Origin of the sequence: Streptomyces sp. NPDC058741 (genome assembly GCF_042746715.1) — a bacterium.
Classification (GTDB): Bacteria; Actinomycetota; Actinomycetes; order Streptomycetales; family Streptomycetaceae; genus Streptomyces.
In genome coordinates this window covers 1-1583 of the sequence record NZ_JBHYQH010000111.1, presented here as the reverse complement: position 1 = coordinate 1583, position 1583 = coordinate 1, and the positions used below count along the sequence as shown (strand labels likewise).

General features: G+C 69.6%; 1 protein-coding gene. It reads right to left on the bottom strand.

Features of this window, described 5'->3' with window-relative positions:
• Positions 1-10: 10 nt before the first annotated feature.
• Entirely contained in the window at positions 11-1456 is a 1446-nt protein-coding gene (locus tag ACFW6P_RS32075) for an NF041680 family putative transposase (RefSeq protein WP_386425801.1), read from the bottom strand.
• Positions 1457-1583 lie beyond the last annotated feature (127 nt).

The window sequence follows — 1583 nt, the reverse complement described above, 5'->3', positions numbered from 1 at the left end:
AGCTTGACGTTTATCCTCGGCGGGCTTCGTGTTCCTTGATGGTCTCGGCGCGTTTGACGGTCTTGCCGACGTCGTGGCGCTTGGCGCGGTGTCTGTTCTTCGAGCCGGGCGGCCGCCCGGGGCCGGGGCGGGACGGTTTCGGTGCGGCTGCCGGGCGGGCCGCGGTCGGTCGGAGGTTGCGAAACCCGCGGCGGACGCGGGCGGGGGTGAGGCGTCGTGGTTCGGTGCGGCGTTCCCAGGGGCGGCGGAGGTCTTCGGCGAGGGGTCGGGCGAGGCGGAGCTGGGTGTGGGCGGCGATGACGAGCCAGGTCCACAGGTCGGCGGTGTCCGCGTGGCGGACCTTCGGGGCGGTCCAGCCGAGCGTCTGCTTCATCAGCCGGAACGTGTGCTCCAGGTCGAAGCGGCGGAGGAACGACTGCCACCAGCGGTCGATATCCGTGCCGGTGGCGCCGGTCGCCGAACACCACAGCCAGACCGGTTTCGGGTCGCGGTCGCCAGGCAGGTGCTCGACCTTCAGCCGGATCAACGTGCCGTGGAGGATGGGAAGTTCCTCCTTGGTGTGCTTCAGCCAGGGGCCGCGATGGGTGAGTCGGGGGTGCATCCGGTCCCAGGCCATCGCCTCGGCCTTGCCGTAGCGGGTGGTGTCCGTAGTTGTGGTGACCTCGGGCTGGTGCCAGCTCTCGGGCTTGCTGAAGGTGAGTACGCCGCCGTGTCGGCGCGGGCGGCCGCCCTTGGGCCCGGAACACGCGGGGCCCGGGTCACGGAGCATGACGCGGTCCGAGCGCAGACGCCCGACCAGCACCACCGGCAGATCCCCCAGGGCGTGGGAGAGGTAGGTGACGTCGTAGCCGGAGTCCATCACGATCAGGATCTCGGGATCGCCCGGATTCCAGTGCCCGGCCTGCATCAACCGCCCGACAACATCGCGTAGTTGGGTGGCGGTGACAGCGGTCGCGTCGTCCGCGGGGCCCAGGCGCACGGCGTCCAGCATCGCCACCCAAGAGGTGCGGCCCGCTTCCAGAGCGGCAACGAAGGAGTACGGCCAGCCTGGCACGAACTGGTCCGTCTTGCGGTCACCGCGTCCGTAGACGTGGCAGAACAGCCTCTCGTCGCTGGTCGGGGCATCGGGTCGCAGCCAGTGCGACACGTCCACGGCCAGCACGATCCGCCCGTCGGCCGCCCTTGGCAGCGGCAGGCCGGCCAGGGTCCGGCGCAACCGCGTCGGTTCCAGCCAGCCCCGATCCAAAGCGGCGTACAGGGCGCCGTGCCCACGCCGGTGCTCGGCCGCCAGCGACAACTCGACCAGCGTCTTCACCGGCCCGTCCGCGCACAGCACCGCGTCGGTGAGCTCGAAGAGCGCATCGGCGCGGGCGTAGAGGCATTCGTAGAACTCGACCCGAAAGCGGGACAACACGTCCAACGCCTGGCCTGTGGGCGCATCGGCAGACAGACTCATACACAGCGGCCGTTCTCTTGTACTTCGTGACTCGACATCTCGAAGCGTGGAGAACGGCCGCCTCCGCTGTCCCGGAAATAACCGCAGGTCAGCAGGTCGGGTGACCTGCGACGTTAAACGTCAAGCT